The sequence below is a fragment of the Streptomyces sp. NPDC026092 genome (assembly GCF_040638605.1).
GTDB lineage: Bacteria > Actinomycetota > Actinomycetes > Streptomycetales > Streptomycetaceae > Streptomyces.
The window spans coordinates 84252-111227 of record NZ_JBEZYN010000005.1 but is presented as its reverse complement, the minus strand read 5'-3'; the positions used below and the strand labels follow the sequence as shown (position 1 = coordinate 111227).

The 26976-nt window shown below is 70.6% G+C and carries 30 protein-coding genes; 15 read left to right on the top strand and 15 right to left on the bottom strand.

Translation table 11 applies throughout. The annotated features are described in order from the left end of the window. Nucleotides 1–6 precede the first annotated feature (6 nt). Together AB0F56_RS10015 and AB0F56_RS10010 are read left to right on the top strand one after the other, a co-directional pair. The gene (locus AB0F56_RS10015; RefSeq protein WP_362006384.1) at nucleotides 7–1146 is read left to right on the top strand and encodes a histidine kinase; all 1140 of its coding nucleotides are present in this window, start codon (nucleotides 7–9) and stop codon (nucleotides 1144–1146) included. Nucleotides 1147–1150: 4 nt separating this feature from the next. Continuing rightward, nucleotides 1151–1807 (top strand): response regulator transcription factor, encoded by a 657-nt coding sequence (locus tag AB0F56_RS10010; protein WP_362006382.1) that lies wholly within the window; start codon nucleotides 1151–1153, stop codon nucleotides 1805–1807. Nucleotides 1808–1867: 60 nt separating this feature from the next. Here AB0F56_RS10010 and AB0F56_RS10005 read toward each other — a convergent pair whose 3' ends face one another. Beyond that, complete coding sequence (locus tag AB0F56_RS10005; protein ID WP_362006381.1) at nucleotides 1868–3241, bottom strand: FAD-dependent oxidoreductase; 1374 nt, start codon at nucleotides 3239–3241, stop codon at nucleotides 1868–1870. A 209-nt stretch (nucleotides 3242–3450) separates the two neighbouring features. Between AB0F56_RS10005 and AB0F56_RS10000 the strand changes: the two genes are divergently transcribed. Beyond that, nucleotides 3451–3921 carry a hypothetical protein gene (locus tag AB0F56_RS10000; protein WP_362006379.1) on the top strand — a complete coding sequence of 157 codons (471 nt, stop codon included), beginning with the start codon at nucleotides 3451–3453 and terminating at the stop codon, nucleotides 3919–3921. Between the two features lie 9 nt (nucleotides 3922–3930). Here the strand turns inward: AB0F56_RS10000 and AB0F56_RS09995 are convergent, their stop codons facing one another. Together AB0F56_RS09995 and AB0F56_RS09990 are read right to left on the bottom strand one after the other, a co-directional pair. Continuing rightward, entirely contained in the window at nucleotides 3931–4182 is a 252-nt protein-coding gene (locus AB0F56_RS09995) for a hypothetical protein (protein ID WP_362006377.1), read from the bottom strand. A 254-nt stretch (nucleotides 4183–4436) separates the two neighbouring features. Continuing rightward, a complete protein-coding gene (locus AB0F56_RS09990; protein WP_362006375.1) occupies nucleotides 4437–5288 on the bottom strand; it encodes a hypothetical protein in 852 nt (283 codons plus the stop codon). An 86-nt stretch (nucleotides 5289–5374) separates the two neighbouring features. On the opposite strand from AB0F56_RS09990, the gene AB0F56_RS09985 reads away from it, so the two are divergent. Next, nucleotides 5375–5830 (top strand): hypothetical protein, encoded by a 456-nt coding sequence (locus AB0F56_RS09985; protein ID WP_362006373.1) that lies wholly within the window; start codon nucleotides 5375–5377, stop codon nucleotides 5828–5830. Here AB0F56_RS09985 and AB0F56_RS09980 read toward each other — a convergent pair. Together AB0F56_RS09980 and AB0F56_RS09975 are read right to left on the bottom strand one after the other, a co-directional pair. Beyond that, complete coding sequence (locus AB0F56_RS09980; RefSeq protein WP_362006370.1) at nucleotides 5817–6089, bottom strand: DUF397 domain-containing protein; 273 nt, start codon at nucleotides 6087–6089, stop codon at nucleotides 5817–5819. The two genes, AB0F56_RS09985 and AB0F56_RS09980, sit on opposite strands and share 14 nt — an antisense overlap. Continuing rightward, nucleotides 6071–6904 (bottom strand): helix-turn-helix transcriptional regulator, encoded by an 834-nt coding sequence (locus tag AB0F56_RS09975; protein ID WP_362006368.1) that lies wholly within the window; start codon nucleotides 6902–6904, stop codon nucleotides 6071–6073. The genes AB0F56_RS09980 and AB0F56_RS09975 overlap by 19 nt, the downstream gene beginning before the upstream one ends. A 93-nt stretch (nucleotides 6905–6997) precedes the next feature. Here AB0F56_RS09975 and AB0F56_RS09970 point away from each other — a divergent pair, with 93 nt between their 5' ends. From AB0F56_RS09970 to AB0F56_RS09945, 6 genes are read left to right on the top strand one after another with little or no spacing between them, the layout of a single operon-like run. Next, nucleotides 6998–7267: a hypothetical protein gene (locus AB0F56_RS09970; protein WP_362006366.1), complete on the top strand. Its 270-nt coding sequence runs from the start codon at nucleotides 6998–7000 to the stop codon at nucleotides 7265–7267. Then, nucleotides 7264–7479 (top strand): hypothetical protein, encoded by a 216-nt coding sequence (locus AB0F56_RS09965; RefSeq protein ID WP_362006364.1) that lies wholly within the window; start codon nucleotides 7264–7266, stop codon nucleotides 7477–7479. Before AB0F56_RS09970 ends, AB0F56_RS09965 begins: the two co-directional genes overlap by 4 nt. A 35-nt stretch (nucleotides 7480–7514) precedes the next feature. Further along, nucleotides 7515–7790 (top strand): type II toxin-antitoxin system prevent-host-death family antitoxin, encoded by a 276-nt coding sequence (locus tag AB0F56_RS09960; RefSeq protein WP_362006361.1) that lies wholly within the window; start codon nucleotides 7515–7517, stop codon nucleotides 7788–7790. Continuing rightward, on the top strand, nucleotides 7783–8244 hold the full coding sequence (locus tag AB0F56_RS09955) for a PIN domain-containing protein (protein WP_362006358.1): 462 nt from the start codon (nucleotides 7783–7785) through the stop codon (nucleotides 8242–8244). The genes AB0F56_RS09960 and AB0F56_RS09955 overlap by 8 nt, the downstream gene beginning before the upstream one ends. Nucleotides 8245–8273: 29 nt before the next feature. Further along, nucleotides 8274–9023: a DNA repair protein RecO gene (gene recO, locus AB0F56_RS09950; RefSeq protein WP_362006356.1), complete on the top strand. Its 750-nt coding sequence runs from the start codon at nucleotides 8274–8276 to the stop codon at nucleotides 9021–9023. Nucleotides 9024–9042: 19 nt separating this feature from the next. After that, nucleotides 9043–9888: an isoprenyl transferase gene (locus AB0F56_RS09945; RefSeq protein WP_362006937.1), complete on the top strand. Its 846-nt coding sequence runs from the start codon at nucleotides 9043–9045 to the stop codon at nucleotides 9886–9888. An 80-nt stretch (nucleotides 9889–9968) separates the two neighbouring features. Here AB0F56_RS09945 and AB0F56_RS09940 read toward each other — a convergent pair whose 3' ends face one another. From AB0F56_RS09940 to AB0F56_RS09925, 4 genes are read right to left on the bottom strand one after another with little or no spacing between them, the layout of a single operon-like run. Next, nucleotides 9969–10379 carry a transcriptional repressor gene (locus AB0F56_RS09940; RefSeq protein ID WP_361965620.1) on the bottom strand — a complete coding sequence of 137 codons (411 nt, stop codon included), beginning with the start codon at nucleotides 10377–10379 and terminating at the stop codon, nucleotides 9969–9971. Nucleotides 10380–10427: 48 nt separating this feature from the next. Further along, nucleotides 10428–11330, bottom strand: a complete 903-nt coding sequence (locus AB0F56_RS09935) for a metal ABC transporter permease (protein WP_362006934.1) — start codon at nucleotides 11328–11330, stop codon at nucleotides 10428–10430. A 10-nt stretch (nucleotides 11331–11340) separates the two neighbouring features. Continuing rightward, complete coding sequence (locus tag AB0F56_RS09930; protein WP_362006353.1) at nucleotides 11341–12129, bottom strand: metal ABC transporter ATP-binding protein; 789 nt, start codon at nucleotides 12127–12129, stop codon at nucleotides 11341–11343. A 26-nt stretch (nucleotides 12130–12155) separates the two neighbouring features. Then, nucleotides 12156–13196 (bottom strand): zinc ABC transporter substrate-binding protein, encoded by a 1041-nt coding sequence (locus AB0F56_RS09925; protein ID WP_362006350.1) that lies wholly within the window; start codon nucleotides 13194–13196, stop codon nucleotides 12156–12158. Nucleotides 13197–13393: 197 nt separating this feature from the next. On the opposite strand from AB0F56_RS09925, the gene AB0F56_RS09920 reads away from it, so the two are divergent. Continuing rightward, entirely contained in the window at nucleotides 13394–14776 is a 1383-nt protein-coding gene (locus tag AB0F56_RS09920) for a glycine--tRNA ligase (RefSeq protein ID WP_362006348.1), read from the top strand. Nucleotides 14777–14861: 85 nt separating this feature from the next. On the opposite strand, the gene AB0F56_RS09915 is transcribed toward AB0F56_RS09920, so the two are convergent. The 5 genes from AB0F56_RS09915 to AB0F56_RS09895 form a co-directional block, all read right to left on the bottom strand. Next, entirely contained in the window at nucleotides 14862–15287 is a 426-nt protein-coding gene (locus tag AB0F56_RS09915; RefSeq protein WP_362006346.1) for a hypothetical protein, read from the bottom strand. Further along, entirely contained in the window at nucleotides 15284–15961 is a 678-nt protein-coding gene (locus tag AB0F56_RS09910; RefSeq protein WP_362006345.1) for a hypothetical protein, read from the bottom strand. The genes AB0F56_RS09915 and AB0F56_RS09910 overlap by 4 nt, the downstream gene beginning before the upstream one ends. Further along, nucleotides 15958–17610, bottom strand: a complete 1653-nt coding sequence (locus AB0F56_RS09905; RefSeq protein ID WP_362006344.1) for a hypothetical protein — start codon at nucleotides 17608–17610, stop codon at nucleotides 15958–15960. Before AB0F56_RS09905 ends, AB0F56_RS09910 begins: the two co-directional genes overlap by 4 nt. A 130-nt stretch (nucleotides 17611–17740) precedes the next feature. Continuing rightward, entirely contained in the window at nucleotides 17741–18325 is a 585-nt protein-coding gene (locus tag AB0F56_RS09900; protein ID WP_362006341.1) for a TetR family transcriptional regulator, read from the bottom strand. Nucleotides 18326–18357: 32 nt separating this feature from the next. Then, entirely contained in the window at nucleotides 18358–19389 is a 1032-nt protein-coding gene (locus AB0F56_RS09895; RefSeq protein WP_362006339.1) for an aldo/keto reductase, read from the bottom strand. Nucleotides 19390–19635: 246 nt separating this feature from the next. Here AB0F56_RS09895 and AB0F56_RS09890 point away from each other — a divergent pair, with 246 nt between their 5' ends. Next, complete coding sequence (locus AB0F56_RS09890) at nucleotides 19636–19842, top strand: DUF6243 family protein (protein ID WP_362006338.1); 207 nt, start codon at nucleotides 19636–19638, stop codon at nucleotides 19840–19842. Nucleotides 19843–19934: 92 nt separating this feature from the next. Here AB0F56_RS09890 and AB0F56_RS09885 read toward each other — a convergent pair whose 3' ends face one another. Further along, nucleotides 19935–21392 carry an MFS transporter gene (locus AB0F56_RS09885; RefSeq protein WP_362006336.1) on the bottom strand — a complete coding sequence of 486 codons (1458 nt, stop codon included), beginning with the start codon at nucleotides 21390–21392 and terminating at the stop codon, nucleotides 19935–19937. Nucleotides 21393–21502: 110 nt separating this feature from the next. Between AB0F56_RS09885 and AB0F56_RS09880 the strand changes: the two genes are divergently transcribed. From AB0F56_RS09880 to ppdK, 3 genes are all read left to right on the top strand, one after another. Beyond that, nucleotides 21503–22390: a helix-turn-helix domain-containing protein gene (locus tag AB0F56_RS09880; protein ID WP_362006932.1), complete on the top strand. Its 888-nt coding sequence runs from the start codon at nucleotides 21503–21505 to the stop codon at nucleotides 22388–22390. A 33-nt stretch (nucleotides 22391–22423) separates the two neighbouring features. Beyond that, nucleotides 22424–23560 carry a tRNA dihydrouridine synthase DusB gene (gene dusB / locus AB0F56_RS09875; RefSeq protein ID WP_362006333.1) on the top strand — a complete coding sequence of 379 codons (1137 nt, stop codon included), beginning with the start codon at nucleotides 22424–22426 and terminating at the stop codon, nucleotides 23558–23560. Nucleotides 23561–23936: 376 nt separating this feature from the next. Continuing rightward, entirely contained in the window at nucleotides 23937–26648 is a 2712-nt protein-coding gene (gene ppdK / locus AB0F56_RS09870; protein ID WP_362006331.1) for a pyruvate, phosphate dikinase, read from the top strand. The last annotated feature ends 328 nt before the right edge of the window (nucleotides 26649–26976 follow it).

Genomic DNA, 26976 nt, shown 5'->3' with positions numbered 1-26976 from the left:
AACGGCATGGACTTCGCAGCGGCTTTCACCCGTGACCCGCAGGCGGCGCCGTACCCGGTGCGGTGCGACGCGACGGCCGCCGCGGTCTTCGCGGTTCTCGCGGTCGCGCTCGCTCTGACCGTCGACGACGGCCGCCGGCCGGACCTGCTCGGCTGGGCGCTGCTGCTCGCGGCGCACGTCCCGCTGGCCTGGCGGCGCAGGGCGCCGATGCCGGTGCTGCTCGCCGTGGTGGCCTGCGTCGCCCCCTACCACGCGCTGGACTACATGCATCTGGCGCCGATACCGGCCTCGATGACCGCGCTGTACACGGTCGCGGCCACCGGCCGTCCGATGCGGACGCTGATCGTCGGGCTCTCGGTCACCTCCATCACGCTCACCATGCAGCTCTTCGTCAACCCGCACGAGATCGTGGAGCTGTTGAGGGTCTCCGGCTGGGTGATCGCGATGCTCGTCTTCGGCGCGAGCATCCGGCTCTACCGGCAGCTGGTGGCGGGCGTGGTGGAGCGGGCGGAGCGGGAGGCGGAGCGGAAGGTCACTGAGGAGCGGCTGCGTATCGCCAGGGACCTGCATGATCTCCTCGCGCACTCGATCACCCTCATCGGCGTGCAGACGTCGGTCGCCGCGCACGTCCTGGTCGCCGATCCGGACCGGCTCGACCGGGAGGCGCTCGTCCGGGCGCTCGACGGGATATCCGAGACCTGCCGGGAGGCCCGGGCCGAGGTGCGCACGACCCTGGACGTGCTGCGCGCCGCCCCGGAAGGTCCGCTGCCGGATCTCGCCTCGCTGCCCGATCTCGTCCGGTCCTCGGGCGCGGACCTGACGGTGCGGACGGGGGAGGCGAAGGTCCCGGCGGCGGTGGCCGCGGCGGCGTACCGGATCGTGCAGGAGTCGCTGACCAACGCCGTACGGCACGCGGGTCCGGACGCGGACGTGCGGGTCGATGTCGGGCTTGCGGAGGAGGTGTTGACGGTACGGGTGACCAACGGCGGCGCGACGCCCGTAGGGGGAGGAACGGCCGGCTCCGGGTACGGGATCCTCGGAATGCGGGAGCGGGCCAGGAGCGTGGGAGGCACACTGAGCGCCGGCCCGCGCGACGGCGGGGGGTTCGAGGTCACGGCGGCGCTGCCGCTCGTGGCGAGGGGGTGACGGTGTGATCCGGGTCCTGCTGGCGGACGACCAGACGCTCGTCCGGGCGTCGTTCGCGATGCTCGTCGACTCGGCGTCCGACATGGAGGTCGTGGGCCAGGCGGCCAACGGCAAGGAGGCGGTGGAGCTGGCGCGTTCGGCGCGGGCGGACCTGGTGGTCATGGACGTCCGGATGCCCGAGCTGGACGGGATCGGGGCGACCCGGCTGATCGCCGCCGACGAGGACCTGGCCGGGGTGAAGGTGCTGGTCCTCACGACGTACGACACGGACGAGCACATCGTGGAGGCGTTGAGGGCGGGCGCGTCGGGCTTCGTGGTCAAGGACATCCGCCCGGCCGAACTCCTCACCGCGATACGCACGGTGGCGGCGGGGGAGTCCCTGCTCTCCCCGGGCCCGACGGCCCGGCTGATAGCGAGGGTCCTCGCGACCCCGGACACGCCGGTGACGGGAGGGCCGGAGGGGCTGTCGGACCGTGAGCGTCAGGTGCTCGCGCTGGTGGCCAGGGGGCTGAACAACACGGAGATCGCGGAGGCGCTGGGGCTCTCGCCGCTCACGGCGAAGACCCATGTCAGCCGGATCATGGGCAAGCTCGGGGCGCGGGACCGGGCCCAACTGGTCATCGCCGCGTACGAGTCGGGCCTGGTCGCGCCGAGTCGTTGAGACGGGCCGGGCCCCCGCCGGCACATGACCGGCGGGGGCCCGGGAAGCGCGGGGCCGGGGTCAGGCCGGCTCGACGCCGCTCGCGCGGAGCATGTCCTCGCGCTCGACGATCTTCACGCGCTCGCGGCCCTGCGGCTCGCCCAGCGCCTTCTCGGCGGCGTCGAGGGCGTACCAGCCCTCCCACGTCGTGTACGTGAGGCCCTTGCCCTCCAGGAAGGCGACGACCGCGTCCGTCTCCGGGTTGGCGGGCGTGAGGAGCCGGTCGTTCGCGAAGTCGTCCAGCAGGTTCGCGACCGTCTCGTTGGCGTCGCCCTTGGTGTGGCCGATGAGGCCGACGGGCCCGCGCCGGATCCAGCCGGTCACGTACGTCGACGCCAGGTGCGCGCCGCCCTCCTCGATGACCCGGCCGCCCTCGTCGGGGACGGTGCCGCTGACGGTGTCCCACGGGAGCTTGGGCAGCTCGTCGGAGAGGTAGCCGACCGCGCGGTAGACGGACTGCACGTCCCAGTCCGTGGTCTGGCCGGTGCCCTTCACGTTGCCGGTGCCGTCCAGCTCGGTGCGCTCGGTGCGCAGGCCGACGACCCGGCCGTCCTCGCCGAGGATCTCGACCGGCGACTCGAAGAAGTGCAGGAAGAGCTTGTGCGGACGGTCGCCGACGTCGCGGATCGCCCAGTTCTCCAGGGTCTTGGCGACCATGTCGGTCTGCTTGTTCTTACGGCGCTCGGCGATCGAACCGTCGTCGTAGTCGATGTCCTCGGGGTTGACGATGACCTCGATGTTCGGCGAGTGGTCCAGCTCGCGCAGCTCCATGGGGCTGAACTTCGCCTGCGCCGGGCCGCGGCGGCCGAAGACGTGGATCTCGACGGCCTTGTTGGCCTTGAGCCCGTCGTAGACGTTCGCCGGGATCTCGGTCGGCAGCAGCTCGTCCGCCGTCTTGGCGAGGATGCGCGCGATGTCGAGCGCCACGTTGCCGACGCCGAGGACGGCGACCTTCTCGGCCGAGAGCTCCCAGGTGCGCGGGACGTCCGGGTGGCCGTCGTACCAGGACGCGAAGTCGGCGGCGCCGAAGGAACCGTCCAGCTCGACGCCGGGGATCTTCAGCTCGCGGTCGGCCATGGCGCCGGTCGAGAAGACCACGGCGTCGTAGAACGAGCGCAGGTCGTCGAGGTGCACGTCGGTGCCGTAGTCGATGTTGCCGAAGAGGCGGACCTGCGGCTTGTCGAGCACCTGGTGCAGGGCCGTGATGATGCCCTTGATGCGCGGGTGGTCGGGCGCGACGCCGTACCGGATCAGACCGAAGGGAGCCGGCATCCGCTCGAAGATGTCGATCGACACGCCCGGCTCGTTGGCGGCCTCGGACTTCAGCAGCGCGTCGGCGGCGTAGATGCCGGCGGGGCCGGCGCCGACGATCGCTACCCGGAGGGGGCGGGGCATGTCTGGGTTCCCTTCGCAAAACGACGTGACGATGGGTGTCGCCACTTAGGTCACCCTAAATAACGCCTGAAGCGCGCCGGTACCCGCCCCCTGTCTATGACCCCATAAGGCGAACGTATGACTTCTCAAAGGGTGCCTGGGGTCGGGGGCGGCCGGCCATAGGGGGAGGGGGTAGAGGCTGGAGTTTCACGCCCTTTAGGGTGATTTTCATGCGTAATTGGATGTTTGGTGGGGTTTACGGCACGGTCCTTGCCAGCGCGCTCCTGGCCGCGCTGCACAGCGAGGGCGAACGGTTCACACCCGTCTACGACGCCCTGTGGATCCTGGTCACGGCGGCCGCGGCGGGCCTCGTGCACGGATACGCCCACCACATGGCCACCCACCACACCGGCAGCGCTTCGGTCCGCTGGCGGCGGCTCCTCACCGCGCTGGGCGAGGAGTGGCCCCTGGTGGTCGCGGCCCTGCCCACCGTCGCCCTGCTCCTCCTGGCGGCCGCGGCGGACTGGGGCCCGGACGTGGTCACCTCGGTGGGCCTCAGCCTCAACACGCTGCTGCTCGGCGCGTGGGGCACCTTCGCCGCGCTCAGGTCGGGCTACCGCCGAAGCTCGGCCGTCCTCGTGGGCCTGGCGGACGCCACGATCGGCCTGGCGATCGCGGCCGCCAACGCGCTCATCAAGTAGGGCGCGTCGTCATTCCTTGCGTCCCACTCCGCGCACGTACTGCGCACGGTCGACGTGCGGGAGGAATCCCAAGGTGGCCCGCTCGCCCATGCCGACCACGAGGTGGATCTCGCAGGCCTTCCCGGTCTGGGGGCTCCGGTAGTCGAACCGGATCCCCGGCGCTTCATCGGGGTACGTGTCGAACTCCCAGGTCGCCGATCCGGTGTACGCGAGTGGAGCCGGGCCGAGGGCCTGACCGCAGTTCACCTCGGGCTCGTCCACTCGCTCCAACTCCGCGGAGCCGTCTGCCCGGACCGTCAGGCGGCCAGGTCCGCCACCTACCGGCTCCCACACCCCCTCCACGTCGGCAACCGTGAGCGTCGGAGGGGGCGCGTCCCCCCTCACGTCCACGAGAAACACCGTCAACGCGGAGCCCACCAGCCCAGCCGCGCCGACCAGCATCCACGTGAACCCTCGTGGCGGACCACCCGACAAAGCTCTCCTTCCGATCAAGGGAACCGTTCTCGGCGCGATGGTCACCCGCCGAAGGCGGGCTGCGCGAGGGCGACCACGCCCCAGGCGATGAGGCCGGCGATGCCGGCGACCACCAGGAATAGGACCAGGCCGCCGATCCGGTCGCCGAGCCCGGTGAGGACGACCGCGGTCCCCGGCTTCCGAGGGTGGTACGCGACCCGGACGGGCCTGCCCTTGTCGGTGCCGCCGACATGGCGGGTCACACCGTCGGTGGCGGTGTAGGCGTTGGTGTCCGTGCCGTTCCGGTAGACCTGGCGCGCCTCCACGGTGATGCCGTGGCGGCGCAGGTACCAGTCCTCCCACACGGTCGTCAGACCCGCCCAGGCGAGGAAGGAGGCTCCCACGCCCAGCTCACCGAGCAGCAGCGTCGCGATGCCCCGCCCCCAGTTCCTGTCTGCCACCCCGACCACGACGGCGAGCACCGCGATCGCGCCGACGGCCGCCCACGTCGCCCACTTCGCGGGGGTGGGGAGTCCGCGCTGCCGTACGTCCTCGTCCTCGTCCATCCCGTCCTCCCCGTCGCCCGAGACCAGGCTCCGGGTGACGACGAGCGTGGAGCCGTCGATCAGCGGCTCGCCCTCGGAGCGCTCGGGCAGTGCGGCGTTCACCGCGTCGGCGAAGGCGGTGGCGGCGGCCGCGCTCACGTCCGTGACCCGGTACACGGTCGGCTCGGCTCCCGTCGGAGCCGTCAACTCGACCGCGACAGCCCGCCGGTCGGCGCGGACGACCGCGATCGCCGTGAGCGGGATGCGCAGTTCGTCGTCGGCGCGACACAGCAACAACCCCTCCCCCTCGGACCGGAGTTCGGTGCCCCTGTCGCCCTGGAGGACGGGTATCGGCGAAGAGATCGACATGCGCGTGATCGTAAGGCGCGAGGTCCACGCGGGAGAAGGGCATGCGGGGGTTCCGGGCGGGACGGGTGGTGTCGTACGGTCCGGCTGTGAACTTGGTGACCGCAGTGCTCGTCTGTTTCATCATCGCGTCCGTGCCGGTCTTCTTCTTCGGCCTGATGATCATCTCCGGTGAGCGGGCAGAGCTGAAGAAGATGACCGAGCTGAGCGCGACCGGCGTCGAGGTGCAGTCACGCCTCGTGCGCGTGGAGCCCTTCGGGCAGCGTGGCTACGCGAGTGTCACGTACGAGTTCCCCACCCCGACCGGAGGGACCGCCCGGCACGGCACTGGCGCGAACTTCGGCGCCGCGCACGTGGTCGGCGACGCGTACCCTCTGGTCCACCACCCCACGAACACCAAGATCGTGCACATGGGCACGATGTCGACGGTCCGCCAGGAACGAGAGCGCCGCAAGGGTTACCTGCGGGGCGCGCAGCGGACCGCGCTCCTGTCCTTCGCGGCGGGTGTCCTCGCGACGATCGGCCTGATCGTCAGCCCTTCCTGACCCCGGCGACGAACGCCGCCCAGGCGGCGGCGGGGACGATCAGGGTGGGGCCGGCGGGGTTCTTGCTGTCCCGGACGGGGACGACGCCGGGGATGTCGTCGAGGACTTCGAGGCAGTCGCCGCCGTTGCCGTCGCTGTGGCTGCTCTTGCGCCAGGCGGCGTCTGCGAAGTCGTACGAGACCTCGACGCAGTCGCCGCCCTGCCCGTTGCTGTAGGAGCTCTTGAACCAGTGGGCGTTGCTCAGGTCGTACTCGCGCATCGTCTGTAGTCCTCCGCCGCCGAGACGATCAGGGCCAGGGATGCCTCCGGCGACAGCGCGGCGCCCCTGAGCAGATCGTAGGCGCGCTGTACCTGCTTCACCACTGCCGGATCGTCCAGCAATGTTCCGGAAAACTCCGTCTCTGTATAGGCGGTTGGAGGGGCGTCGTCGAAGTCCATGAGCTTCAGGGAGCCCGTCATGTAGGCGTGTGCTCCGGCTGCCCGCGGCAGCACCATCACAAGCGCCGCCCGCTCGCGCATGAGTGCCGCCAAGTGCTCCAACTGCGCCGCCATCACCGCCGCCCCGCCCACCGGAATCAGCAGCGCGTTCTCGTGCACGATCACCCAATACTCGGGCCTTGTAGTGCTCTTGAGGATCTGCGCCCGGTCCAGTCGCGACGTGACCTTCTCCTCCACGTACGCGTCCGTCGCGAACGGGTTCGCCGCCAGCGTCACCGCCCTCGCGTACTCCTCCGTCTGCAACAACCCCGGCATGACCGTCGGTGCGAACTCGCAGATCTTCGTCGCCACCCGCTCCAGCTCGACCACCGGCTCGAAATAGGACGCGTACGGCGAGGCGTCGATGAGCTTGAGACACGCTCGTTCGAAAAAACCACTGGTTTGTAGGACCACATCGATTCGCCGCGCCACATCCAGCTGCGGCTTTCGAATTCCCTGCTCGAACTGGCCGATGTATCCGCCGGAAACGAACACCAGATCGCCCAGTTCCGACTGTGTGAACGCCTTCGTCTCCCGTTGCGCCTTCAGCTCCTGGCCGAAGAACGCCCACGTGTCCTGCCGCCTTGCTTTGGCCATGGTTTAACTCCTCGACCCTGCCCCGCAGTTGTAGGACCTGCGCATCTATCGATTCTAGGGACCCGGCACCACGCTGGGTGCGGTAAGTGAGAAATGGATTCGGAAAGGGATGCGTTGGTGAAGGAACAACACACGCGGTCGATCACGGGGGCCGTCGAAGAAGCGAGCGAGACGGTGGCGGAATTGCGCGAGGCACTCGGACGGGCGGGAATCGTGCTCCCCTCCCTCGGGCTCGACGTCGTCACCCTCGCCGCCGACTCCCCGTCCCGACCGCTCATCGAATTGGGACGCTGCACGGTGGAAACGGCACGGCTGCTCGCCGGCGCCGTACTCCCGCCAAGGGAAGAAGGGGGCCGGTCATGAAACTGCCCATCGGGTCGTACGTCGTGGAGATCCGCACCGGACGGGTCGGCACGGTCATGGGGCACGAGGGCCCGTACGTACAACTGCGGCCGCTGGGCGGCGGGCGGGAGTGGGACGCCGAGCCGGAGGGGGTGCGGGAGGCCACCACGACGGAGCGGCTGCGCGCCGCGACCGCGCACGCGAACGCGCGCAGTCGGGGCGAGGTGCCGTGAGGACGCGCCTGTAGAACGAGTAGTACACTCGTGTCATGGACAAGAACCGAGACGTGCCTCTGCGGGAGCTCAACCAGCAGACCTCACGGGTCATGGCTCGCGTGGAGGCCGGTGAGACCATCACGATCACCAAGGACGGCCTGCCGATAGGGGACATCGTGCCGAGGGGAGGCGCCCTCGGCAGGCCCGCGTATCCGTTCAGGACGGATCCCATGGGGATGCTGGAGATTCCCGATCTCGGCGGTCCGTCGCTCACCGACGACGAGATCGACGAGACGCTCCGCGGGATGGGCGGTCCGCTCGATGGCTGAGCCCGCCGAGATCCCGGTGGCCGTCGCGGACACCAACGCGCTGTACCGTCTGTTCACGCCGAAGGATCCGCGTCACGCGGCGCACCGGGCGGCGCTCGCACGCGTCGGCCATCTCGTCATCTCGCCCATGGTGCTGACGGAACTCGACTACCTGCTGACGGAGCGGGTCGGCGCGCGCGCTTCGATGAACGCGCTGGACTTCGTCGCCCGCCAGACGGAGGCACGGCGGTTCGAGATCCCCGAGACGCAGCCGCACCTGCGTACCGCGATGGCGGTGATGCGCGGCTACGAGGACGCCGGTGGCGGCAAGGGAGTCGGACTCGCGGACGCCATGAACGTCGCGTTGGCCGCGGCCTTTCAGACCGCCGACGTCTTCACGACAGACGGTCACTTCCGGATGATGCGGCCCCTCACCGCGCACGCCGCCTTCCGGCTTCTGCCCGACGACCTCTGAGGCCCCGCCCGTACGGGACAATGGGGCCCATGAGTCTGTTCCGCGACGACGGCATCGTGCTGCGCACCCAGAAGCTGGGTGAGGCGGACCGGATCATCACGCTGCTCACGCGCGGTCACGGGCGCGTACGCGCCGTGGCGCGCGGGGTGCGGCGGACCAAGTCGAAGTTCGGGGCCCGGCTGGAGCCCTTCTCCCATGTCGACGTGCAGTTCTTCGCGCGCGGGAGCGACCTGGTCGGGCGCGGTCTTCCGCTCTGTACGCAGAGCGAGACGATCGCGCCGTACGGCGGCGGGATCGTCACCGACTACGCCCGCTACACCGCAGGGACCGCGATGCTGGAGACGGCGGAGCGGTTCACGGACCACGAGGGCGAGCCGGCCGTCCAGCAGTACCTGCTGCTCGTGGGCGGGCTGCGGACGCTCGCGCGGGGCGAGCACGCGCCCCATCTCATCCTCGACGCCTTCCTTCTCCGCTCGCTCGCCGTCAACGGCTACGCGCCGAGCTTCGACGACTGCGCGAAGTGCGGCCTGCACGGACCGAACCGGTTCTTCTCGGTCGCGGCGGGCGGCGTCATATGCGGCGACTGCCGGGTGCCCGGCAGCGTCGTACCCTCTCCGGAGGCCATCGGCCTGCTCAGCGCGCTCCTCACCGGCGACTGGGCGACTGCGGACGCGTGCGAGCCGCGTCACGTCAGGGAGGGCAGCGGCCTTGTGTCCGCCTATCTGCACTGGCACCTGGAGCGCGGCCTGCGCTCGCTGCGGTACGTAGAGAAGAGCTAGGGAGACCCATCGCATGGCCATCGCACGACGCGGAATCCTCGGACGGAAGATCCGGGAGTACAAGACCCCGGAGCCGCACCCGTCCGGCGCGACCCCGCCGAAGCTCCCCGGGGAGCTGGTGCCGAACCACGTCGCCTGTGTGATGGACGGCAACGGCCGCTGGGCCCAGGAGCGGGGTCTCCCGCGCACCGAGGGGCACAAGGTCGGCGAGGGCGTCGTCCTGGACGTCCTGAAGGGGTGCCTGGAGCTGGGCGTCAAGAACCTCTCGCTCTACGCCTTCTCCACGGAGAACTGGAAGCGGTCGCCCGAGGAGGTCCGCTTCCTGATGAACTTCAACCGGGACGTGATCCGGCGCCGGCGTGACGAGATGAACGAGCTGGGCATCCGTATCCGCTGGGTCGGCCGCATGCCGAAGATGTGGAAGTCGGTCGTCCAGGAGCTTCAGGTCGCCCAGGAGCAGACCGTCGACAACGACGCGATGACGCTGTACTTCTGCGTCAACTACGGCGGTCGCGCCGAGGTCGCGGACGCGGCGCAGGCCATCGCGCGGGACGTCGCCGCCGGGAAGCTGGACCCGTCGAAGGTCAACGAGAAGACGTTCCAGAAGTACCTGTACTACCCGGACATGCCGGACGTCGACCTCTTCCTCCGCCCGAGCGGCGAGCAGCGCACCTCGAACTACCTGATCTGGCAGAGCAGCTACGCCGAGATGGTCTTCCAGGACGTCCTGTGGCCCGACTTCGACCGTCGCGACCTGTGGCGCGCCTGCGTCGAGTACGCCTCCCGCGACCGCCGCTTCGGCGCGATCCCGGAGGCGGACCGCGCGGCCATGGGCACGGTGCCCCAGCAGGGGCCGGCCGTCTGACGCCGACGCGGTTCGTCCGCGGACGGGAGAGGGCCCGTACGGATCGATCCGTACGGGCCCTCACGCTTGTTTCCGGTGCTCTACTTCGCCGCGCACTCCGCGCACGTGCCGAAGATCTCGACCGTGTGCGCCACGTTCACGTAGCCGTGCTGGGACGCGATCGTCTCGGCCCACTGCTCCACGGCCGGGCCCTCCACCTCGACCGCCTTGCCGCAGACGCGGCAGACGAGATGGTGGTGGTGGTCGCCCGTGGAACAGCGGCGGTAGACGGTCTCGCCGTCGCTGGTGCGCAGTGCGTCGACCTCGCCCGCGTCCGCGAGGGACTGGAGCGTGCGGTAGACCGTCGTGAGGCCTACCGAGTCGCCGCGGTGCTTGAGCATGTCGTGCAGCTCCTGGGCGCTGCGGAACTCGTCCACTTCGTTCAGTGCCGCCGCGACAGCGGCCCGCTGCTTGGTCGAGCGGCCGCGTACGGGGGGTCCTGCCGTCGCCACAGGGGCCTCCTTGTGAGTTACGTTGCCCCCGCCATTCTGCCAGGCCGTTCAGACCGTGACGTCGTCCGTGGGACGACGCGTGAGTGGCACCTGGGCGTCGCAGCCGTCCGTGCCCGCCTCCGCCGCCGCTCGTCGGGCCCTGCGTCGGGCCAGTGGCGCGGAGAGCGCGGTCAGCACGATGAAGACGCCGATCGCGAGCAGCACGATGAGAGAGCCGGGCGGCAGATCCTGGTAGTAGGTGGTGATCGTGCCGGTCAGCGTGACCGCCGTACCGATCACGACCGAGAGGATGAAGGTCGCGCGGAAGGACCGGGACAGCTGCTGCGCCGCCGCGACCGGGACCACCATCAGCGCGCTGACGAGGAGCAGGCCGACGACCCGCATGGCGACCGTGACGGTCACCGCGGCGGTCACCGCGATGAGCAGGTTCAGGGCGCGGACCGGAAGCCCGGTGACGCGGGCGAAGGCCTCGTCCTGGCTGACCGCGAAGAGCTGACGGCGCAGGCCGATGGTGACCAGGATGACGAAGGCCGCGAGGATGCCGATCGCGGTGACGTCCTCGTCCGACACCGTGGACAGCGATCCGAAGAGGTACGAGAGCAGGTTGGCGTTGGAGCCGCCGCCGACCTGGATCAGCATGACGCCGCCCGCCATGCCTCCGTAGAAGAGCAGTGCGAGCGCGAGGTCGCCGCGGGTGCGTCCGTACGTCCGGATCAGCTCCATCAGCACGGCGCCGGCGACGGCGACCAGGGTGGCCATCCACACCGGGCTGCTGTTGAGCAGGAAGCCGAGGCCGACACCGGTCATGGCGACATGGCCGATGCCGTCGCCCATCAGGGCCTGCCGGCGCTGGACCAGGAAGATGCCGACGGCGGGCGCGGTGATGCCGACGAGCACGGCCGCGATGAGCGCCCGCTGCATGAAGGCCGGTTCGAGGAATTCCATGATCAGGTCAGCTTCCTCAGGTCAGCAGACCCGTGCGGAGCGGCTCGTCGGCCGCGTGCGGATGGACGTGGTCGTGGCCCGGCAGGGCGTGCTGGCCGACCGCCTTCGGCGGCGGGCCGTCGTGGACGACGCAGCCGTCGCGCAGGACCACGGCCCGGTCGATGACCGGCTCCAGGGGGCCGAGCTCGTGCAGCACGAGCAGGACCGTGGTGCCGCCGGCGACCTGCTCGCGCAGGGTGCCGGCGAGGATCTCCTGGCTGGCGAGGTCGACGCCGGCCATCGGCTCGTCCATGATCAGCAGCTCGGGCTGGGAGGCGAGCGCGCGGGCGATCAGGACGCGCTGGTGCTGGCCGCCGGAGAGGGCGCTCACCGAGTCCTTGGCGCGGTCGGTGAGGCCGACGAGCTCGATCGCGCGGTCGACGGCGGCCCGGTCGGCCTTCGTCAGCCGGCCGATCCTGCGGCGGGAGATCCGGCCGGAGGAGACGACCTCGCGGATCGTGGCCGGGACGCCGCTCGCGGCGGTGGTGCGCTGCGGGACGTACCCGACGCGGGACCAGTCGCGGAAACGCTTCCGCTCGGTCCCGAAGAGCGAGATCGATCCGTCGGTCAGGGGCACCTGGCCGATGATCGCGCGGACGGCGGTCGACTTGCCGGAGCCGTTGGCGCCGAGCAGGGCGACGACCTCACCGGGGTTGACGGTGAGGTCGACGCCGCGGAGGACCGGGCGCGCGCCGAGGGACGCCGTGGCTCCGCGGACGGATATGACGGGCGTGGCCGACGTGTCGGGCGTGACGGGCGCGCTCACGGGTGCCTCCTGCTGCTCTGCGTGGGTCACTTCGCGCCGAGGGCCTTCTTCAGCGCGGCGAGGTTGGACTGCATGACCTCGATGTAGTCATCGCCCTGGGACCTGTCCGTGATTCCCTCCAGCGGGTCCAGGACGGCGGTCTTGAGGCCGGTGTCCTTCGCGAGGGTCTTCGCGGTCTTGTCGCTGGCGAGGGTCTCGAAGAAGACGGTGGAGACCTTCTCCTTCGCCGCGATCTCCTGGAGCTCCTTCATCCGGGCCGGGCTCGGCTCGGACTCGGGGTCGATGCCGGTGATGCCCTCCTGGTCCAGGCCGTACCGCTCGGCGAGGTAGCCGAAGGCGGAGTGGGTGGTGATGAAGGTCTTGGTGGAGGTGTTCTTCAGGCCGTCCTTGAACGCCGTGTCGAGGTCACCGAGCTTCTTGACCAGGGTGTCGGTGTTCTTCTTGTAGTCGGCGGCGTTGTCCGGGTCGGCCTTCTCCAGGGAGGCGCCGACGCCCTTGGCGACCTCGGCGTACTTCACCGGGTCGAGCCAGATGTGCGGGTCGAGACCGGCCTCGGACTCGTGGCCGTGGCCTTCGGTGCCTTCGTGGCCGTGCTCGTCGGCTCCGTGCTCGTCGGCCTTGTGGTCGTGGCCCGCCTCGCCGTGGCCGGGGTCCTCGGCGCCGTGGTCGTGGCCCACGGCGGTGCCGTGGTCCTCCATCGTCGTGAGGGTCGCGGCGTCGACGGTGTTCTTCACGCCGGCCTGCTTGATCGCCTCGTCGACGGCGGGCTGGATGCCCTTGAGGTAGAGGATGTAGTCGGCCTCGCCGAGCTCGCCGATCTGCCTCGGCTTGAGCTCCAGGTCGTGCGGCTCGACGCCCGGCGCGGTGAGCGTGGAGACGGCGACGTGGTCGCCGCCTATCTGCTCGGCCAGGTACTGCATGGGGTAGAACGACGCCACCACGCTCAGCTTGCCGTCGGCGGACTTGCCGGACGCGTCGGACGCCCCGCCGCAGGCGGAGAGGGTGACGAGACCGAGGGTGACGGCTCCGGCGACGGCGGCGGTGGGTATCAGACGGCGTACGTTCATGACACTCATTTTCAACAAAGTTGGAAACGATTGTCAATTGTCCCGGTTGTGGTTCCGGCCACGTCCGGCGCTCCCGTCGCGAGGCCTCGCGTATGCGCGCGGAAGAGAGCGGAAGAGCCGGACCGATTTGATGCGGAGGGCAGGGGCGCCGGTAACCTGAAGCATTCGCACTTCGTCGTCGTAATGAAGAGAGCACCGTGGCCGCCGACAAGATCGACACCATCGTCAGCCTGAGCAAGCGCCGTGGCTTCGTCTACCCGTGCAGTGAGATCTACGGTGGCCAGCGCGCCGCCTGGGACTACGGGCCGCTGGGTGTCGAACTCAAGGAGAACATCAAGCGTCAGTGGTGGCGTTACATGGTCACCGCGCGCGAGGACGTCGTCGGCATCGACTCGTCGGTGATCCTGGCCACCGAGGTCTGGGAGGCCTCCGGTCACGTCGCCACCTTCACCGACCCGCTGACCGAGTGCACCTCCTGCCACAAGCGCTACCGCGCCGACCACCTGGAGGAGGCGTACGAGGCGAAGCACGGCCGCCTCCCCGAGAACGGCCTCACCGACCTGAACTGCCCCAACTGCGGCAACAAGGGCACGTTCACCGAGCCCAAGCAGTTCTCCGGCCTGCTCTCCACGCACCTCGGCCCCACCCAGGACTCCGGCTCGGTCGCCTACCTGCGCCCCGAGACCGCGCAGGGCATCTTCACCAACTTCGGCCAGGTTCACCAGACCGCGCGCAAGAAGCCCCCGTTCGGCATCGCGCAGATGGGCAAGTCGTTCCGGAACGAGATCACTCCGGGCAACTTCATCTTCCGCACCCGCGAGTTCGAGCAGATGGAGATGGAGTTCTTCGTCAAGCCCGGCGAGGACGAGCAGTGGCACGAGTACTGGATGGAGCAGCGCTGGAACTGGTACACCGGCCTGGGTCTCCGTGAGGAGAACATGCGCTGGTTCGAGCACCCGAAGGAGAAGCTCTCCCACTACTCCAAGCGCACCGCCGACATCGAGTACCGCTTCCAGTTCGGCGGCAACGAGTGGGGCGAGCTCGAGGGTGTCGCCAACCGCACCGACTACGACCTGAAGGCGCACTCCAAGGCGTCCGGCAACGACCTGCTCTACTTCGACCAGGACGCCGGCGAGCGCTGGACCCCGTACGTCATCGAGCCGGCCGCCGGTGTCGGCCGCACGATGCTGGCGTTCATGCTCGACGCGTACAACGAGGACGAGGCCCCGAACGCCAAGGGCGTCATGGAGAAGCGCGTGGTGATGCGCCTCGACCCGCGCATCGCGCCGGTCAAGGTCGCCGTCCTGCCGCTCTCCCGCAACGCGCAGCTGTCGCCGAAGGCCAAGGGCCTCGCCAGCGACCTGCGGCAGAACTGGAACATCGAGTTCGACGACGCGGGCGCCATCGGCCGCCGCTACCGTCGCCAGGACGAGATCGGTACGCCGTTCTGCGTCACGGTCGACTTCGACACCCTGGACGACAACGCGGTGACCGTGCGCGAGCGCGACACCATGAAGCAGGAGCGCGTCTCCCTCGACCAGATCCAGGGCTACCTGGGCAGCCGCCTGCTCGGCTGCTGACGGTCGTTCGGCTGTTGTCCGAGGCCCCCGGTTCCGGTGACGGAACCGGGGGCCTCGTCGTGGTTCCGGGGCTGTTCCCGGGCAGCTACTTGCCCTTCTTCGCGCCGAAGACCAGCGCGCCGATCGCCGCCGCCGCGGCGGTGAGGACGCCCGCGGCCGGGGCGAGGGCGCCCTGGTCGATGAAGTGCTTGGCCAGCAGGAGGATCGCGGTGAAGGCGGTCGCGCCGAAGACGGCCCCCGCGACGCGGAAGCGGAAGTGCACGATGTCCATCCGCATCTGGTGCTGGTCGAGTTGGAGGCGGCGCAGGGCCTCCGCCCGCTGGAGCTCGATCTGCGCGGCGGACTCCCGCTCGACGATCCCGAGGACCCGCTCGGGCGCCCCGTCCAGGATCCGCTTCCAGGCCTCGATGTCCTCGCCCGCGGGCAGGGGGCGGTGCGGGGAGACGGCGCCCTGGCCGTTCGCACCGTCCGGGCCCGGCAGCGCCGGCTGCGGCGGTACGGGGGCGGTCATCGGGGGTCCTCGTCGGCCCGGGCGGCCGCGGCCGTGATCCGCGCGACGACATCGCGCACGGACTCCTCCACCTCCACCAGGTCGCCTTCGAGCGGCAGCGGCTCCGCGAAGGGCCGCACCGGGACCGGCTCCACGTCGAGGACGCGTGAGGGGACCAGCACGGCGAGGGCGCCCTCGGCGAAGGCCCGCGCCGGGGTGGTCGGCGGCCCGGCGCGGGGCGGGGCGCCGCGTCCGGCGACGGTGCCCGCACCCACGACCAGCGGAGTGCGTCTGCGGACCGCCGCGACCCCGGTCCGTACGAGGTGCGCCCAGACGAGGAACAGCACCGCGGTCCACCAGTCGGCCAGCAGCGCCACCACGGCGGCGGTGGGCAGCAGCGCCAGGGTCGTCCAGCGGTGCGGCCACGCCTCCGGGCGGGCGGCGCCGGTGTCCTGGGCGCCGGTGTCCCAGCCCTGGGCCGTCTGGTTCCAGTGGGCGGGCGCCTTGTTCCTGCCGAGCGCGTCCCGGCGCGACGCCAGCCACGCGCACAGCCACTCCCACAGCCGTGACCGCTCCCGCTCCCGCCCGCGCGTCTGCAGGATCCGCGGCCGCGGCTTCCTCGGGCGTATCCCGCCCCAGGCTTCGCCGCTCCAGCCCTGGGTGTCCGCGTCCCAGAACGGCTCACTGGTGCTCACTGCGCCCCACCCCCCGCCTGCCGTAAGGGCGAAAGGTCCGCCGGAAGGCCGGTCTCCCCGTTGAAGATGCCCTTCGTCAGCGTCTTCGCCTCGAACTCGTCCGCCTGCCAGCCGGCTTCCCGCAGCGCGTCCACCACCCCCTGGGCGATGCCCTCGCGGACCGACTCCAGGTAGCGCTGGACGTCCATGTCCTGGAACGCGCCCGTCCTCCGCTCCGAGGCCAGTTCCCGCACCGACCTCGCGGGGCCTTCCGGCAGGCTGACGTCGTACCCGCCGAAGAGCAGCCGCCAGGAGTGCTTCACCGACCGCCAGAGCAGGAGCGGCGCGGTGCCGGCCGTGATCGGGATGCGGACGATCGCCTGCGCCGCCTTGGAGAGGAGCCCGCTGTGCCGATGGCGGTGGGCGATCCGGTCCGCCTCCCGGAACCAGGGCAGCACGGGCCACAGGACGAACGACGCCGCCTCCAGCGTCAGCAGCCCGCCCTGGGTGTGCACACGGACGTACGCCGTGAGGACCACCTCGTCGTCCCAGCTGCTCACCTGGATCCGCAGGAAGTGGCGGCGCTTCTCCCCGCCCTCCTCCACCGCCGACGCGCGGTGCGACTCGAACTCGGCCACGCTCTGCGGCGCCAGCCACCTGCGGGGGAGTCCGTCCACCGGAAGGAACACGCAGTCCTCGAGGGTCAGTTGGCGCAGCCGGTCGCGCACCGCGTCCTGCGCGGAGCCGAGCGCGGACGGGACCCGGATCTGCTCCATGCGGGACCTGATGTGCTCCAGGACCTCCTGGTTGAGGAGCTGCGAGGGCGGCCGGGACTCGATGCCCGGCTCGCGGTTGGGCCGCAGGCTCACGGCGTGCGTCCACGACGCGTACGGCACGCCCGCCCCGCGGAACGGTGCCGCCGTGTCGTACAGCAGCAGCTGCGAGGTCTGTTCCATCCGGATGAGCTGCCTGAGCCGCTGGAACCGGATGCCGATCGCCCGCACGGCCGGGTCGAGCGCCGGCTCGCCGAACTCCTGGGGCGACAGCTCCCGCCCCAGCGTCGACGCGGTCTGCGCGCGCTGCAACGCCCCCGCCACGGCCATCAGCAGGACGCAGCAGACCGCCGCCCACCACTGCCCCGGCCGGTGGCCGAGGCCCATCCACAGGTCGGAGACCCAGGTGAAGGCGTCGTCGGGGGAGTCGGTCCCGAAACTGTCCTTCCGTGATCCCAGGTCCGGGTAGATCCACAGCAGCCAGAGCGAGAGGCCGCCGAGCCAGGCCCGTCCCGACCAGCGCAGCGCGACGCCGGCCCCGGTCCTGCCGGGGGACGGCTCCGGATGCTTCGCCGACGGGGTACGGAGCCGGGAGCCGGCGGCGAGCAGGACGAAGGGCGGGATGAAGGCGAGCATCAGACCGCCGCTGAGCGTGATGCCGGTCAGCCAGAGCGCCAGCACCACGACGGCCCAGGCCGCCGCCATCCGCCGGGCGCGCAGGGCATGGGCGAGGACCCGTGCCGCGTCGAAGCCGAACGACGGCGCGACCCTCCGCTCCTCGTGGACGTAGAGCTCGTCGATGACCGCGTCACGGAAGGTGTCGTCGAGGTACGTGCCGGCGCACAGCAGCCTGGAGGCTTCGGTCGTACTCGGGGCCGGCGGTACATGTGAAGGCAACACCCGCGCTACCCCTCCCCCTGATTTCTCTCCCCGAACCAGCGTATGGCACCGAGGAGTTGATGCCCAGCAAGGCCCGCCGCGACGCGCCTTCCCAGGGGCTGTCCGGCGGATCAGGCTCGGACAGGCCCTAGGCGCGCAGGCCGCGCAGGAGCAGGTCGAGCACCGCGTCGAACTCGTCCTGGATGCTGGGGCGCCGCCACTCCGGGGCGTACATCGGGTCGTGGAAGCGGCCGGTCGCGTCGAAGAGCGCGCGGGCCGTGGCGGCCGGGTCGGGAGCGGTGAACTCCCCGCCCCGCGTGCCCTCTTCGACGATCTCCCGGACCTGTCCGACGAGGACCTCGATGTGCTCGTCGACCACATCGCTTGCCTCGTCGATCAGGACCCCGTACGTGGCGAACAGCTCGGGGTCGTCGCCCGCCTTGTGGCGCTTGGCCTCGAAGAGGGCGGCGAACCAGGCCCGGAGCTTCCCGGCGGCCGGCTCGGACGAGCTCGCGATCAGCCCGGCGAGCATCACCTCGGAGCGGCTCAGCCACCGCTCGGTCACGGCCTCCCGCAGCGCCGCCTTCGTACGGAAGTGGCGGTAGACGCTGCCGTGGCTGACGCCGAGGACCCGGGCCACGTCCACCACGGTCGCCTTCGCGGGGCCGTACCGGCGCAGCACCTCCTCGGTGGCTTCGAGGATGCGCTCTGCGGTCAGGGTCTCGGTGGCCATGGGATGACAGTACCTGTCAGTCGAACCCCCGGTCAGTGCTCGCTGTCCAGGTGGGCCATCTGCGCCGCCGGGTACCGCTCGCCGGCCGCCGCGCCCGCCGGGACGGCCCGCTCGATCGCGGCCAGGTCGGCGTCGTCCAGCGTCACGTCCAGGGCGCCGAGGGCCTCCGCGAGCCGGTCCCGGCGGCGGGCGCCGACCAGCGGCACGATCTCCGCGCCCTGGCGGTCGGCCTGCGCCAGGACCCAGGCGATGGCGGTCTGCGCGACCGTCACACCCTTGGCCTCGGCCAGTGCGCGCAGCTGCTCCACCAGGTCCAGGTTCCGGTCGAGGTTGTCGCCCTGGAAGCGCGGGCTCATGCCTCGGAAGTCGCCCGGCGCGAGCTCGCGGTCGCGGGTGAAGTGGCCGCTGATGAGACCGCGCGACAGCACGCCGTACGCCGTGATGCCGATGCCCAGCTCGCGGGCGGTCGGCAGGATCTTCTCCTCGATGCCGCGCGAGATGAGGGAGTACTCGATCTGGAGGTCGGAGATCGGGGCGACGGCCGCCGCCCGGCGCAGGGTGTCCGCGCCGACCTCGGAGAGGCCGATGTGCCGGACGTGACCGGCCTCGACCAGCTCGGCGATGGCGCCGACGGTCTCCTCGATCGGGACGTCCGGGTCGACGCGCGCGATCCGGTAGATGTCGATGTGGTCCGTGCCGAGGCGCTGGAGGCTGTACGCCGCGAAGTTCTTCACCGCGGCGGGGCGGCCGTCGTAGCCGGTGAAGCCGCCTTCGACCGTGCGGAGCGCGCCGAACTTCACGCTGGTCAGCGCCTGCTCCCGGGCGGCGGCGGGGGCCGTGCGCAGGGCTTCGTTGATCAGCAGTTCGTTGTGGCCCATGCCGTAGAAATCGCCGGTGTCCAGGAGCGTCACGCCGGCGTCGAGGGCGGCGTGAAGGGTCGCGATCGACTCGGCGCGGTCGCTCTCGCCGTACAGCGCGGACATGCCCATGCAGCCGAGGCCGAGGGCCGAGACCTGCGGGCCGGTGGCGCCCAGGCGGCGGGTGGGGAGGGTGCGGGAGGTCATGGGGGTCTCCTCGGAAGTCGGGCTGAGGGGTGGTGCATCACAACTATGGCATGACGGCTGACAGATTTCAATGTTTGTCATTCGTGTGGATGGTGCGGGGAAATCGGTGTGACCGAGGGTCCTGGGCGGGGTAGCGTCTACGGCATGTCTTCGTTCTTCCAGATCTACGAGTGAGAGCGCGGCGGGCCTCGACGCCCGCCCCCGCCGGACGATCCCCTCACCACTTCTCACCAATGGGAGAACCCCATGGCCAAGGGCCGTAACAACCTGCTCGGCGTCGGCGGACAGCGCAAGAAGCTGTCCCGCGGCGACCAGCAGGGCGCCGTTCAGCAGGGCAACGCCGACCGCAAGGCCGCCGTCGACCAGAAGCAGGAGCTGCTGAGGAAGATGCGCGAGCGCGCGACGGGCTCCGAGAGCGCCGAGACCGCCGCCGCCACGGACGGCCAGGAGTAGTCGCAGCCGGTACGACGACGTGGGCCCGGGTCACCGACCGTGACCCGGGCCCACGTGCGTCCGGCCCTCCACCAAAAGCGGCCGGAAAGGCTTCAGCTCACGACGCGCGGCAGGCGCAGGCTCATCAGGACCGTCACGACGACGGCCGCCAGCTGGACCAGGAGCGTCACCGTCAGCGCCGTGCCCATGGAGCCGGTCGCGGCGAGCGACAGGAAGAGCGAGCCGAGGGTGGCCACGCCGAGCGCGAGGGCCGACTGCTGGGTCGTCACCATCACGCCGCTGCCGACGCCCGCCCGGTCCGCCGGGACCTCGGAGAGGACGACCCGGAAGAGGACCGGCAGTTGAAGGCCCTGGCCGAGGCCCGCGATGGCCATGCCCGGCAGCAGGCTCCAGGCGGAGAGGTCGGGCCAGGAGCGCCATGCCGCCAGGGCGAGCAGCGCGATGCCGAGCCCCTGCACGAGGCCGCCCGCCGTGACGACCCGCGTGCCCCAGCGCCGTACGAGCCGGGGACCCGCGAGCGAGGCCCCGAAGAAGGCGACGGCCATCGGCACCAGGGCCAGGCCCGAGACCACCGCGCTCATGCGCAGCCCCTGCTGGAGCGCGACCGCGATCACGAACATGAAGCCGCCGAAGCCGATCGAGAACGGCACGACCAGTGCGAGCCCGCGGCGCAGCGAGACCAGCGAGAGCAGACTCGGCGGCACCAGCGGCGTACGGCCCCGGCGGTCGGCCCGCAGCTCCACCCGCCAGAACGCGGCCGCGGCGAGCGGGAAGATCCCGAGCGCGACCCAGGTCCACAGCGGCCAGCCCGCCGCCCTCCCCTCTGTAAGAGGGGCGAGGAGCGTGAGCAGCGCGAGGCCGAGGAGCAGGGTGCCCGCGATGTCGACCGGGGCCGGGCGCTCGGAGCGGGTCTCCGGGACGGTCCGTACCGCGAGCAGCAGCCCCGCCACCACCACGGGCACGTTGACCAGGAAGATCGCGCGCCAGCCGCTGCCCCAGAGGTCGGCCGCGACGAGGACCCCGCCCAGGATCTGGCCGGCGACCATGGCGAGCCCGGCGGTGGCTCCGTAGAGGCTCAGCGCCTTGGCGCGGCGCGCGCCCGCCGTCGAGGAATGGATGGTCGCCAGGACCTGCGGCAGCATCAGCGCGGCCGCGGCACCCTGTGCCACCCGCGCCCCGACCAGCGTCCAGGCGTCCGGGGCGAGCCCGCAGGCGAGCGAGGTCACGCCGAAGGCGGCCATGCCCGCGAGGAAGAGCCGGCGGCGGCCGAAGAGGTCCCCGAGCCGCCCGCCGAGGACGAGAAGCACGGCGTACGAGAGCCCGTACCCGGCGACGACCAGCTCCAGCATGGCCGGTCCCGCGGCCAGGTCGTGGTCGATGGTCGGCAGGGCGACGTTGACGATGAAGAAGTCGATCAGCGGCAGCGCGGCGCCGAGGAGGACGGTGAAGAGCCCGAGGGAGCCGAGAGCGGGCGCCGGGTGGTCGACGACGGCACCGGCGCCACGGGCGGCCGAGGCGGTGGTGGCTGTGGTGGAGGCTGTAGTACGCACGCCATCGACGATCGGCTCTTTCTTAGCCTGGTACCAGAGTGTCTTTATCCTGGTACAAGCACTACCTGGAAACGGGCTGAGCGCCCCGGCACCCTGGGAGCATGACGACGATGGTGGCCCCCCTCGACACACAGGCGCCCGCCGCGACGCGGGCGACGGCGCCCGCCGATGTCCGGCGCCACGAGCTGGCCGCCTTCCTGCGCAGCCGCCGCGAGCGGATCACCCCCGAGCAGGTCGGCCTGGTCCGCGGCCGGCGCCGCCGCACCCCCGGGCTCCGCCGCGAGGAGGTCGCGCACCTCTCGGCCGTGGGCGTCACCTGGTACACCTGGCTGGAGCAGGCCCGCGACATCCACGTCTCCCCGCAGGTCCTCGACGCCCTCGCCCGGGCCCTGCTGCTCGACGCGACCGAGCGCACCCACCTCTTCGCCCTCGGCGGCGCGGCCGACCCGAACCCCGAGTCGCCCTGCCCGACCGTGACGCCCGCGCTGCGCGCGATGCTCGACCAGCTGGAGCCGGTGCCCGCCTGCATCCAGAACAGCCGCTACGACATCCTGGCCTACAACCGCACGTACGGCCATCTGCTCTGCGACCTCGACGCGCTGCCGCGCGAGGACCGCAACTGCATCTGGCTGGCCTTCACCAACGACGAGTGGCGGGCCGCCGTCGCCGACCTTCCGGACGTGACGCGCTCCATGGCCGGCAAGTTCCGGGCCTCGATGGCCGAGCACCTGGCCGAGCCCGCCTGGAAGGCGATGCTGCAGCGCCTGGAGACGGCCTCGCCGGAGTTCCGGGAGATCTGGGCGCGCCACGAGGTGGTGGCCCAGGGCGGGCGTACGAAGTTCATCCGCAACGCCCACGTCGGCACGCTGCACCTGGAGCACACCAACCTCTGGCTCGGGCCGACCTCGGGGCCGCGCCTGGTGACGTACGTGCCGGTGGACGAGGAGTCCCGTCTCGGACTCGAACGCCTGCGCGAGCTGTGTGGGCGAAACGACTGACGGAACACGGCGGCGGTGCGGGACAATGGCGTAATGACCGCGTTCTCCCCTCTCGCCATCGGGCCGCACATCGTGCAGCCGCCGGTGGTGCTCGCGCCGATGGCCGGCATCACCAACGCCCCGTTCCGCACCCTCTGCCGCGAGTACAGCGGCGGCAAGGGACTCTTCGTGAGCGAGATGATCACGACGAGGGCGCTGGTCGAGCGCAATGAGAAGACGATGCAGCTCATCCGCTTCGACGCGAGCGAGAAGCCGCGCTCGATCCAGCTCTACGGCGTCGACCCGGTGACGGTCGGCAAGGCCGTCCGGATGATCGCGGACGAGGACCTGGCCGACCACATCGACCTGAACTTCGGCTGCCCGGTCCCCAAGGTGACCCGCAAGGGCGGCGGCTCCGCCCTCCCGTACAAGCGGCCCCTGCTCCGCGCGATCCTCAACGAGGCCGTGTCGAACGCGGGCGCCCTGCCCGTGACGATGAAGATGCGCAAGGGCATCGACGACGACCACATCACGTTCCTGGACGCCGGCCGGATCGCGGTCGAGGAGGGCGTCACCGCGATCGCCCTGCACGGGCGGACGGCGGCGCAGCACTACGGCGGTACGGCGGACTGGGACGCCATCGCGCGGCTCAAGGAGCACGTGCCGGAGATCCCGGTGCTCGGCAACGGCGACATCTGGTCGGCGGACGACGCGCTGCGGATGATGCGCGAGACGGGCTGCGACGGCGTGGTCGTCGGGCGCGGCTGCCTGGGCCGCCCCTGGCTCTTCGGCGACCTGGTGGCGGGCTTCGAGGGCACGGGCGCGTACGCCCAGCCGCCGCTGCGGGAGGTCGCGGACGCGATGCTGCGGCACGCCCGGCTGCTCGGCGAGTGGCTCGGCGACGAGTCGCGCGGTGTCATCGACTTCCGCAAGCACGTGGCCTGGTACCTGAAGGGCTTCTCGGTCGGCTCCGAGATGCGCAAGAAGCTGGCGATCACCTCCTCCCTGGACGAGCTCGGTGCTCAGTTGAGCGAGCTGGACCTGGACCAGCCGTGGCCGACCGGCGCGGACGGCCCCCGCGGCCGCACCTCGGGCAACAACCGCGTCGTCCTGCCGGACGGCTGGTTGAAGGACCCGTACGACTGCTCGGGCATCAGCGAGGAGGCGGAGTCGGACACGTCCGGGGGCTGATCCCGGACGTCCGGATCGTGGGAATCGGGCCGTTCGTACGGCGTGATCCTCGCCACCCTTGATAGGGGGTGTGCTCAGATGAGCAGATTACGGGGTGTTGCACTTCTGGAGGGGTGGCACTGGGTGCCACCCCTCTTGTATTCAAGAGTTGAACGCAAATGCTTTTGGAGGCGCTCATGTGAGCGGGTATACCCAGGTTTCGGTCAAGGGGGCTTCGGAGTCTGAAAGCGGAAGCTACTCGTCGGTTACTTTCGATGTGCTGGCGGACGGGTGGTTAAGACCATGTGACCGGTAGGCATACCTCCACAGGAGCCTTCGATCTGGGTATGTTCCTCGCCGTCAGGGCAGCCACCGAGTCCTCGAGGAGTCGAGACACGTGTCGGAAAACAAAGATCAGAAGTTCGTGTACGACTTCACCGAGGGCAACAGGGACCTGAAGGACCTGCTCGGTGGCAAGGGAGCGAACCTCGCCGAGATGACCAACCTCGGCCTCCCCGTTCCCCCCGGCTTCACGATCACCACCGAGGCGTGCAAGGTCTACCTCGACAGCGGCTCCGAGCCCGTCGAGCTGCGTGACGAGGTCAGCGCCCACCTGGACGCCCTGGAGCAGTCCATGGGCAAGAAGCTCGGCCAGGCCGACAACCCGCTGCTCGTCTCCGTCCGCTCCGGTGCCAAGTTCTCCATGCCCGGCATGATGGACACGGTCCTGAACATCGGCCTCTCCGACGCGTCCGTCGTGGGCCTCGCCGCCCAGGCCGACAACGAGCGCTTCGCCTGGGACTCGTACCGCCGGCTCATCCAGATGTTCGGCAAGACCGTCCTCGGCGTCGACGGCGAGCTCTTCGAGGAGGCCCTCGACGAGGCCAAGGCCGCCAAGAAGGTCACCGTCGACACCGACCTCGACGCCGCCGACCTGAAGAAGCTCGTCAAGCACTTCAAGAAGATCGTGAAGGCCGAGGCCGGCCGCGACTTCCCGCAGGACCCGCGCGAGCAGATGGACCTCGCCATCGAGGCCGTCTTCAACTCCTGGAACACCGACCGCGCCAAGCTCTACCGTCGCCAGGAGCGCATCCCGCACGACCTGGGCACCGCGGTCAACGTCTGCTCCATGGTCTTCGGCAACCTCGGCCCGGACTCCGGCACCGGCGTCGCCTTCACCCGCGACCCCGCCTCCGGCCACCAGGGCGTCTACGGCGACTACCTGACGAACGCGCAGGGCGAGGACGTCGTCGCCGGTATCCGCAACACCGTGCCGCTGGCCGAGCTGGAGTCGATCGACAAGGCGTCGTACGACCAGCTCATGCAGATCATGGAGACCCTGGAGACCCACTACAAGGATCTCTGCGACATCGAGTTCACGATCGAGCGCGGCCAGCTGTGGATGCTGCAGACCCGTGTCGGCAAGCGCACCGCCGGTGCTGCCTTCCGGATCGCGACCCAGCTCGTCGACCAGGGCCTGATCGACGAGGCCGAGGCCCTCCAGCGCGTCAACGGCGCCCAGCTGGCGCAGCTGATGTTCCCCAAGTTCGACGAGAACGCCAAGGTCGAGCAGATCGGGCGCGGCATCGCCGCCTCCCCGGGCGCGGCCGTCGGCAAGGCCGTCTTCGACTCGTACACGGCCGTCAAGTGGTCCCGCTCCGGCGAGAAGGTCATCCTGATCCGCCGTGAGACCAACCCGGACGACCTGGACGGCATGATCGCCTCCGAGGGCATCCTGACCTCGCGCGGCGGCAAGACCTCGCACGCCGCCGTCGTCGCCCGCGGCATGGGCAAGACCTGTGTCTGCGGCGCCGAGGAGCTCGAGGTCGACACCAAGCGCCGCCGGATGACCACGTCCTCGGGGCAGGTCGTCGAGGAGGGCGACGTCGTCTCCATCGACGGCTCCACCGGCAAGGTGTACCTCGGTGAGGTACCCGTCGTACCGTCCCCGGTCGTCGAGTACTTCGAGGGCCGGATGCACGCCGGCGCCGACGACGCCGACGAGCTGGTCCAGGCCGTCCACCGGATCATGGCCTACGCCGACCGCGTCCGCCGGCTGCGCGTCCGCGCCAACGCCGACAACGCCGAGGACGCGCTGCGCGCCCGCCGCTTCGGCGCCCAGGGCATCGGCCTCTGCCGCACCGAGCACATGTTCCTCGGCGAGCGCCGCGAGATGGTCGAGAAGCTGATCCTCGCCGACACCGACGAGGAGCGGACCGAGGCGCTGGACGCCCTGCTCCCGCTGCAGAAGAAGGACTTCGTCGAGCTCTTCGAGGCCATGGACGGGCTGCCCGTCACGGTCCGGCTGCTCGACCCGCCGCTGCACGAGTTCCTGCCCGACATCACCGAGCTGTCGGTACGGGTCGCCCTCGCCGAGGCCCGCAAGGAGCCGCACGAGAACGAGCTGCGCCTGCTCCAGGCCGTCCACCGGCTGCACGAGCAGAACCCGATGCTGGGCCTGCGCGGCGTCCGCCTCGGCCTGGTCATCCCCGGCCTGTTCACCATGCAGGTCCGCGCGATCGCCGAGGCCGCCGCGCAGCGCATCGACGCCAAGGGCGACCCGCGCGCCGAGATCATGATCCCGCTCGTCGGCACCGTCCAGGAGCTGGAGCTCGTCCGCGACGAGGCCGAGCAGGTCATCGCCGAGGTCCAGGCGCAGACCGGTGTGGAGCTGAAGCTCGCGCTCGGCACCATGATCGAGCTGCCGCGCGCCGCCGTGACCGCCGGTCAGATCGCCGAGGCCGCCGAGTTCTTCTCCTTCGGCACCAACGACCTCACCCAGACCGTGTGGGGCTTCTCCCGGGACGACGTGGAGGCCAGCTTCTTCACCGCGTACCTGGAGAAGGGCATCTTCGGAGTCTCGCCGTTCGAGACCATCGACAAGGACGGCGTCGGCGCGCTGGTCCGCAGCGCCGTCGAGGCCGGCCGGGCCACCCGCCCGGACATCAAGCTCGGCGTCTGCGGCGAGCACGGCGGCGACCCGGAGTCGGTGCACTTCTTCCACGAGGTGGGCCTCGACTACGTCTCCTGCTCGCCCTTCCGGATCCCGGTGGCGCGTCTGGAGGCCGGCCGCGCGGCGGCGGAGTCGAAGGGCTCCGACAGCCGCTGAGCCGTGTGCTGAGCACCGGCTGACCGGACGTTCAGTAGCAAAGACCGCCGGAGCCGCCGTTCGTCCCCGACCCTCAAACCGATGGGCGGCGGCTCCGGCCTGCAAGAGAGACGGGGCGGACACCTTGTGCGGAGGTGTCCGCCCCGTCGTGGTTCGTCCGCACCGGGATGTTCGCCGGATGTGAGTTTCTGTTCAATCGGGCCCGGTTGAATTATTGGCCTTTGAACATTCCGTATTGAACTTTCCACGATTCGTCCAGCAAACAACAGGGCGGGCGCGGCCCCCGGATCCCCACCCGGTGGCCGCGCCCATTACCCATGCCGGGCAG